Below are 8007 nucleotides of genomic sequence, written 5' to 3' on the forward strand. Positions count from 1 at the left end.
CTGATGAAGGACGGCCAGCGCCGCGCGCTCGCCACCGGGGAGATCGGCTGATGGTCACGCCCGAACTGCATCTCACCGCCGCCGCGGTGGTGTTCCGCGAGGCCGATTGTCTGGACCGCTGGCGCTGGCAGGACTGGCTCGACCTGTACACCGACGACTGCCTGTTCTGGTGCCCGTCCTGGGTGGACGAGGAAACGCTCGGCGACGATCCGGACCGCTACGTGTCGTTCTTCTATCTGGCCGGTCGGGCGGCGCTCGGTGATCGCGTGTATCGCGTGGAATCGGGCCTGACGCCGTTCGTGACGCCGCTGCCGCGGACCTGTCATGTGATCAGCAACCTTCACGTGACAGCGGCGGGCGACGACCGCATCGAGGTCAGCAGCCACTGGCAAACCAGCACCTACCACCGGCGCGTGACGGCGCAGTTGTTCGGCTTCTACGACCACACGCTGGTGCAGGACGGCGGGCGCTGGCGCATCGCGCGCAAGAAGATCACGCTGCTGAACGACCACCTCGACCTGCCGATCGACTTCAACCAGATTTGATGGGTTTCTTCAAAACGCCATCCGTGGCGTTTTGAAGATCGCCGAGTCCGGCACAGGTCCGTACTCGGCTCCGCGCACCGGGCACAGTGCCCGATGCGCGACGCGCCATCCGTGGCGCGTGACGGTTCTTCAACGCTCAACGAGGAGGGGAAGCCATGGCCAAGACCGACGATCCGCGCATGAAAAAGGCGCTCGAAATGCTGCACGCCATCGAGGACAAGGACGCCGCCGACGAGGTGGTCAGCGTGCTGAACGAGCTGGCGCCCGACTACGCCAGGGCAACGGTGGCCTACGCGTTTGGCGACACCTATGCCCGCACCAAGCAATTGGCGCTGCGCGACCGGGAGATCACCACCATCGCCACGCTGGCGGCGCTCGGCACCGCGCAGCCGCAGCTGAAGGTGCACATCCGCAGCGGGCTCAAGGTGGGCCTCACGCAGCAGGAGATCGTCGAGATCATCGGCCACGTGGGCGTGTACGCCGGCTTCCCGGCGGCGGCCAACGCCTACTTCGCCATGAAGGAGGCGCTGACCGAGAGCGCCGCCGCGCGCAAGGCGGCGGCCGACAAGAGCGGTGCGGCCAAGTTCGCCGGCGGCAAGGCGAAAGCCGCCAAGGCCAAGGCCGCAAAGCCCAAAGCAACCAAGAAGGGCTGAGGCCATGAACCCGGTACTCGGCTTCATCGGTCTCGGCACCATGGGGCTGCCGATGTCCGGCCACCTCGTGCGCGCCGGGTACCGGGTGCTGGGCTTCGATCCGGCGCCTGCCGCCCTGTCCGCCGCCACCGCGCAGGGCGTCACGGCCTGCGCGGACGCGGCGGCGGTCGGGCGGCAGGCGCAGATCGTGTTCACGTGTCTGCCGAGCCAGAAGGTCGTGCGCGCCACGGCGGATGCGCTCATCGCCAGCCTGGCGCCGGGCGGCGTGATCGTCGATTGCAGCACCATCAGCCCGCTGCTGGCGGGCGAGCTGGCGGCGGATGCGGCCAGGCGCGACATCGGCTTTCTGGATGCGCCGCTCAGCGGTGCCGGCAGCGGTGCGCAGGCGGCCACGCTCAGCATCATGGTCGGCGGCGAGGCGGCGCTGTTCGAGCGCGTGCGCCCGCTGTTCGCGCTCATGGGCAAGAACATCTTTCACCTCGGCGCCGTCGGCGCCGGACAGACCGCCAAGCTGTGCCAGAACCTGATCCTGGTCTCGACGCTGTCCGGGGTGATGGAGTCCATCGCGCTCGGCCGGGCGGTCGGCGTCGAACCGCAGCGGCTGCTGGAGGTGATGGACACGTGTCTAGCGCCGACGCGGGTGATGGACGTGCTGGTGAAGCCGAAGTTCGACGGCCGCGTGCCGTTCGACCATTCCACCGACGGCCTCACCATGATCGGCAAGGACATCACGCTGGTGCGGGAACTCGCCGAGCGGGTGGGCATCACGCTGCCGATCGGCAGCCACATCCAGAGCCTTTACCGACAGGCCATCGACAAGGGCTACGGCCGGCAGGACCTGCTCGGCTGGTACGAGCTGATCGAGAAAGGCATCTTCGACGGCTGACGTACCTTGCTGGCGGGTAACTACGCCCTCCCGCAAACCCTCCGTCTAGCGGTCCTTGGCGCAAGCGCGCGCCTGCGGTGCACACTGACGCCCTCCACAGCGGCGTGGCGTCGGGCAAATGGAAATTCTGGCGGGAGACATCGGCGGCACCAAGACCGCGCTGCTGCGCGGGCGCTGGCGGGACGGCCGGCTCGACGTGCTGGCCGAGGCGCGCTACGACAGCGCCGCCCATGCCGATCTCGCCGAGCCGGTGCGCGCGTTTCTGGGTGACGCGCCGCCCCCGCCGGTGGCCTGTTTCGCGGTCGCGGGACCGGTGCAGCCCGCCCCAGGTGGCGGCACCCAGGCGCGCATCACCAACCTCCCCTGGCGGCCCGACAGCGCCCGGCTCGAAGCCGAGCTCGGCATCGCCCGCGTCACGCTCATCAACGATCTCGCCGGCGTCGGCCACGGCGTTGCCCTGCTCGGTCCGGACGACATCGTGACCGTGCAGGCCGGCACCGAGCAGCCGGACGCCCCGCGCGCCGTGCTCGGCATCGGCACCGGGCTAGGCATGGCGCTGCTGGTGCCGGACCACGGCGGCTGGCGGGTGTTTCCCAGCGAGGGCGGGCACGTCGACTTCGCCCCGCTCGACGACCAGCAGGTGCGCCTTCGCGAGTTCGCGCGGCTGCGCCTTGGCCTCGAACGGGTGTCGTTCGAGCGCCTCGCGGCCGGGCCGGGGCTCGCCCTCATCCACGAATTCCTGGGCGGGCCGGCCGTCGATGCGGCCACCGTGAGCGTGCGGGCCGCGGCCGGCGATGCACGTGCCCGCGAGACCCTGCACCTGTTCGCCAGGCTGTGCGGGGCGGTGGCCGGCAACCTCGCCCTCACCTGTTTGCCGTTCGGCGGCCTGTACCTCGCCGGCGGCGTGGTGCAGAAGAATCTCGGCCTGTTCCGCGGCGCGGCGTTTGTGGATGCCTTCAACGCCAAAGGCCGCATGAGCGATCTGCTGCGCCGCGTGCCGCTGCGCGTGATCACCGAACCCCGGGTGGGCCTGCTCGGCGCCGCCGCCTGCGCCGTCGGCTCACCCGTTTGACGCGACGATCGCGCCGGCCATTGCAGTCGTCACGGGGTGGTTGAGTACGGTCAACACGGCCCCGCGGGCGGATCGCTACGGTAGCGCCCGTGCCTGACGGCAGGCACCCTCACCGCGGAGCCAACCATGACCGGACCCCACAAGACCCCCGACCAGCCGCACCACGGCCGCCACGACCGCGGCGGCTTGCAGCAGATTCACGACCCCTACGTCGCGCGCCTGAAGCCGACCGAGCCCAGCGTATGCAGCGACTGCGGCGTGGTCTGGCACGAGGGGCGCTGGCAGTGGCTGGCGCGCCCCGCGGGTGCCCACGAACTGCGCTGCCCGGCCTGCCAGCGCGTGCACGACCGGGTGCCAGCAGGCTATCTCACGCTCGGCGGTGCCTTCCTGGCCGCGCACCGCGCCGAGATCCTGCACCTGATCGACCACCACGCGGAGCATCAGGCGGCGGAACACCCGCTCAAGCGCATCATGGCGCGCGAGGACACCGCCGACGGCGTGCTCGTCACCACCACCGACGCACACCTGGCGCGCGGCCTCGGCGAGGCGATCGAGCACGCCTACAAGGGCGAGCTCGACTACCACTACGTGGAGGACGACGCGACGCTGCGCGTGCGCTGGCGGCGCGACGCCTGATGCGCCTCCAGGCCGGTCATGCCGGCCGGGCCGTCAGCCGTGCGTCGGCAATTGGCACTGCTCAAGGCAGACGAAATCCCGCGTGCGCGGGCGGTACACGCGGCGGTCGAGGCGCAGTTGCCAGCCGGCTTCTGCGCGCGTGATGCGCAGCAGACCATAGCCCGCCATCCGACCCGGGCGCGCATCGAGCGCGGACGCGGCCGGCGCACCCACCACGGGCACCGGACCCGCTGTACCCGGCAGGCTCGATAGGGTCGCGCAGTGCATATGGCCATGCAGGACGAGCCCCGCCCCGTAGCGGGCGATGATCGCCGCGAAGCGGCGTTGATCGGTAAGCCGCTTGCGCCAGCTGACCTGCCCCGCCGGCGGGTGGTGCAGAACCACAACGCGAAACCGCTCCTCCCGCGCCCCCTGCTCCAGGGCCGCCTCAAGACCCGCCAGTTGCGCCTTGCCCAGCGTGCCAGTGGCAAGGCCGGGCGCGCTTGGCACGGCGCTCGACAAGCCGATCAGCAGCAAACCCTCGTGGCGAGCCAGCCAGGGGTCGCCCTCACCCATTGGCGGCAGGTAGGCCTGCCAGGCGCCGCTCCCACTCTCCCATGTGCCGGGCACATAGGCCTCGTGGTTACCCGGAACCAACAGCACCTGTTCCGGGGACGCAAAGCCGGCGAGCCAGCGCGCCGCCTGCCGGAATTCGTCGGGTGTACCGACCTGCACCAGATCGCCGCTGATGGCGATCCGGTCCGGCGCCTGGGTCCGCAGGTCGACGGCGAGTGCGTTCAGCACGGCACCTTGATGCAGATGGCTGCGACGGTTGCGCCACGATGCCAGACCGAGCCGCTGCTTCAGTCGCAGCGCCTCGCCACCCTCGGCGACCGGCTCCGTGAGGTGCAGATCCGACAGGTGGGCAACGACCCAGGTACGGTCCGGCGCGGGCTCGGCAAAGGGCAAGTCAAGGTTGCGTGCGTTCACAACGGTCGTCTGGTCGTCCCCAAAGCCGCCACGCGGCTGCGGCGGCGCACGCTTGATATACGATTGCCGCCCCATTTTCCAGCCAGGTCTAGTCCCAAGGTGGAACCGGTTGCTGTTTTGGTCGGCGAAGCGCCGGTGCGCCTGTGGGGTTTGAGTGGTCGCGAGCGCCTGCGGCGCGTGCTCGACAAACGCGGCATAGCCGTGCTGGCCGAGGGCGCAGCGATACCCGACAAGCGCAGCCTGCTGTGGCTGCGTGCCGATCATCTGTTCGACGAACGCGTGCTCGGCGCGCTGATCGACGCCCCCGGCGTCGCCTTGCGCGCCGTCGAGGGCGGCCCGCTGGTGGCGCTGCACGCGCCGGTCGGCGGTGCGGCCGGCGCACGCGCGGTCCTGCTCGGCGAGCAGCCCGCCGACGGCTACGTGCTCGAGACCCCACAGACTCTGGCCAGCGCCTACCAGGAGCGCCTTCGCAAGCGCGAGGCGCCCTACGTGCTGCCGGTCACGCCGGGCGAGCAGGACGTCCTCGAACGGCGCCTGTTCGGCACCGCCTACAAGGGCGTGACCGACTTCATCACCAAGTGGTGGTGGCCGCCGCTGGCGCGCCGCGCGACGGGCTTTTGCGCCCGCCGCGGCATCACGCCGAACCAGGTCACGCTCACGGGCCTGCTGCTCACCATCGCCGCCGGCTTTGCCTTTTGGGATGGCTGGTGGTGGCCGGGCCTCGTCTGCGCCTGGCTGATGACGTTTCTGGACACCGTCGACGGCAAGCTGGCGCGGGTGACCGTACAGTCGAGCCGCTTCGGCGACATCCTCGACCACGGCATCGACCTCATCCACCCGCCGTTCTGGTACGCCGCCTGGGCGCTCGGCCTGCCGGCGGGCAGCGTGCCAACCGATACGCTGATCTGGGTGATCGTCGCGGGCTATATCGGTGGGCGCCTTGCCGAGGGCGCGTTTCAGGCCGTGTGCGCCAAGTTTTCGCTGTTCGTGTGGCAGCCGTTCGATTCCTACAACCGCCTCGTTACCGCCCGCCGCAACCCGAACCTGCTGATGCTGACGCTGTGCGCGCTGCTCGGCGCGCCGGCGGTCGGCCTGTGGCTGGTGGCCGGCTGGACGGTGCTTTCGACGGCGCTGCTGTGGGTGCGCGTCGGACAGGCCATCGCCGCACGGCGACGCGGGCCGCTGGAGTCCTGGTTGCAGCGCGTGGGACAGGACATCCCGGCCAACAGCCGCGCCGTACGCTGGTTCGGACGCTAGACAAGCTTGCAGCCGCGGGCAGGCGTCAGCGCGGGCGGGCAGTTCCGCTCTCGCGCCCTCGCGCCCCGTCAGGAATTTTTACAAGCCGTAGGTCACCCCATTCGGACGAGTGGGAGACCAAATCAACGAATACGCACTTCCTTATCAATTAATAGGTTAGCTTCTCAATAGCCTATCGGCTCCACCCGCTTTGGCCTGGCGATCCGTCCCTCGACCCGTTCGAAGGCTGTCAGGATCTTTTACAAATCGCCGGCAGTCCGGCTCGGATAGCCCGGACCATCCCGAAAAAACTACCTTGTTTCCTAGCCCCGATGTGACTTGGCTTAAAACGTGCCTTCCGTCTCGCCGTCACGCTGCGCCCGAGTTTGTCTGACCTGAGGGACTGGATCGCAGCGCTGGTGTTGCGCAAATGCCGCCTCAAGGGGCGCGCGAGCTTTCGAGAGGGGAACCAGCGTGTCCAAGCGAGCCAAGCCCGAAATTGCTAACGCCGGCGCCGATGCCGATCTTCTGCGCACGCGGCGCGCGTTCGGGCGTACCAAACGCCCGTGTCGGCATCGGGCGCTTACCCTCAGCGTGCAGGCTGGTGCGCTCGTGTCGTCCATGACGATGACGCCCTCCGTGATGGCAGCGGTCTGTACCTGGAACCCGGTGACCGGCAACTGGGGCACCGCCTCGGGCTGGTCCTGCGGCAGCGTGCCGACCGGTCCCGCGCTGGACACTGCCATCATCGGGGCGGCCAGCACTGTTACCGTCAACTCCGCCCAGTCGATATTCACCCTCAATAATGCTGGCAGCATCGATATCGACGCCTTCCTGCTTACCCTGCAAGGCGGCGGCAGCACTACCAACACCGGCACCATCAACGTCGGCGCGGGCCCCATCCCCAACAACGCGGCCTTGCAGGTTGGCGCCGGACACAACATCAACAACACTGGCGGCACGATCAACGTCAGCGCCGACAGCGTGCTGAACCAGTTCGGTAGCACCATCACCGGCGGCGTCATCAACACCACCGGCACCGGAAAGCTGGTTGCGTTCAACAGCGGCAACAACTTCCTGTCCGGCGTGACGCTCGCGGGCACGCTCGACCTGGCGTCGGCGACCGGTATCGAGCGCGTGGCGGGCGGCCTCACGCTCGGCGGCGCCACCATCAACATCGGTAACAACAGCATCTTCGCCCCGCAGGGCGACCAGACCATCGGCGGCAGCGGCACCATCGTGTTTGCCGACGCCAACGCCAACAACCGCCTCAACGTCGAGGCCGGCAACCTGACGCTGGGCGCGGGCATCACGGTGCGCGGCGGCAACGGCGTCATCGGCAACCAAAACTTCGTCGGCGGCGGCGCCACGCTCACAAATAACGGCACGATCACCGCCGATACCGCGGGCCGCTCGATCACGATCCAGGTCTCGGGCCTGACCACCAACAACGGCACCCTGAGCGCCCTGAACGGCGGCACGCTGAACCTGAACTCGGCCGTGACCGGCAGCACCGGCAGCCAGATTCTGGCCGGTGCCGGCAGCGTCGTCAGCCAGAACGGCGTCACGCTCTCGGGCGACATGAACCTCACCGGCGCGGGCTCGTTTCGCGCCAACAACAGCGGCAACAACTTCCTGTCGGGCGTGACGCTTGCGGGCACGCTCGACCTGGCGTCGGCGACCGGTATCGAGCGCGTGGCGGGCGGCCTCACGCTCGGCGGCGCCACCATCAACATCGGTAACAACAGCATCTTCGCCCCGCAGGGCGACCAGACCATCGGCGGCAGCGGCACCATCGTGTTTGCCGACGCCAACGCCAACAACCGCCTCAACGTCGAGGCCGGCAACCTGACGCTGGGCGCGGGCATCACGGTGCGCGGCGGCAACGGCGTCATCGGCAACCAAAACTTCGTCGGCGGCGGCGCCACGCTCACAAATAACGGCACGATCACCGCCGATACCGCGGGCCGCTCGATCACGATCCAGGTCTCGGGCCTGACCACCAACAAC

General features: G+C 69.1%; 8 protein-coding genes. 7 read left to right on the forward strand and 1 reads right to left on the reverse strand.

All coding sequences use genetic code 11. The annotated features are described in order from the left end of the window. Window positions 1-50 precede the first annotated feature (50 nt). The 5 genes from AB7F93_RS00605 to AB7F93_RS00625 all read left to right on the forward strand — a co-directional run bounded on the left by AB7F93_RS00605 (window position 51) and on the right by AB7F93_RS00625 (window position 3792). On the forward strand, window positions 51-545 hold the full coding sequence (locus AB7F93_RS00605) for an aromatic-ring-hydroxylating dioxygenase subunit beta (RefSeq protein ID WP_428300930.1): 495 nt from the start codon (window positions 51-53) through the stop codon (window positions 543-545). A 155-nt stretch (window positions 546-700) separates the two neighbouring features. After that, window positions 701-1198, forward strand: a complete 498-nt coding sequence (locus tag AB7F93_RS00610) for a carboxymuconolactone decarboxylase family protein (protein WP_428300931.1) — start codon at window positions 701-703, stop codon at window positions 1196-1198. Between the two features lie 4 nt (window positions 1199-1202). Next, complete coding sequence (locus tag AB7F93_RS00615; protein ID WP_428300932.1) at window positions 1203-2084, forward strand: NAD(P)-dependent oxidoreductase; 882 nt, start codon at window positions 1203-1205, stop codon at window positions 2082-2084. Between the two features lie 118 nt (window positions 2085-2202). After that, window positions 2203-3156: a glucokinase gene (gene glk / locus AB7F93_RS00620; RefSeq protein ID WP_428300933.1), complete on the forward strand. Its 954-nt coding sequence runs from the start codon at window positions 2203-2205 to the stop codon at window positions 3154-3156. 126 nt (window positions 3157-3282) lie between these two features. Continuing rightward, complete coding sequence (locus tag AB7F93_RS00625; RefSeq protein ID WP_428300934.1) at window positions 3283-3792, forward strand: BCAM0308 family protein; 510 nt, start codon at window positions 3283-3285, stop codon at window positions 3790-3792. 33 nt (window positions 3793-3825) lie between these two features. Here AB7F93_RS00625 and AB7F93_RS00630 read toward each other — a convergent pair whose 3' ends face one another. Next, window positions 3826-5025 carry a metallophosphoesterase family protein gene (locus AB7F93_RS00630; protein WP_428300935.1) on the reverse strand — a complete coding sequence of 400 codons (1200 nt, stop codon included), beginning with the start codon at window positions 5023-5025 and terminating at the stop codon, window positions 3826-3828. Between AB7F93_RS00630 and AB7F93_RS00635 the strand changes: the two genes are divergently transcribed. Both AB7F93_RS00635 and AB7F93_RS00640 read left to right on the forward strand, forming a co-directional pair. Continuing rightward, window positions 4939-6018, forward strand: a complete 1080-nt coding sequence (locus AB7F93_RS00635; RefSeq protein ID WP_428300936.1) for a CDP-alcohol phosphatidyltransferase family protein — start codon at window positions 4939-4941, stop codon at window positions 6016-6018. The two genes, AB7F93_RS00630 and AB7F93_RS00635, sit on opposite strands and share 87 nt — an antisense overlap. A 600-nt stretch (window positions 6019-6618) precedes the next feature. Continuing rightward, the coding region (locus AB7F93_RS00640) for a beta strand repeat-containing protein (protein ID WP_428300937.1) at window positions 6619-8007 on the forward strand (1389 nt) is incomplete at its 3' end.

The organism is Immundisolibacter sp., from assembly GCF_050250495.1.
Taxonomy (GTDB): domain Bacteria; phylum Pseudomonadota; class Gammaproteobacteria; order Immundisolibacterales; family Immundisolibacteraceae; genus Immundisolibacter.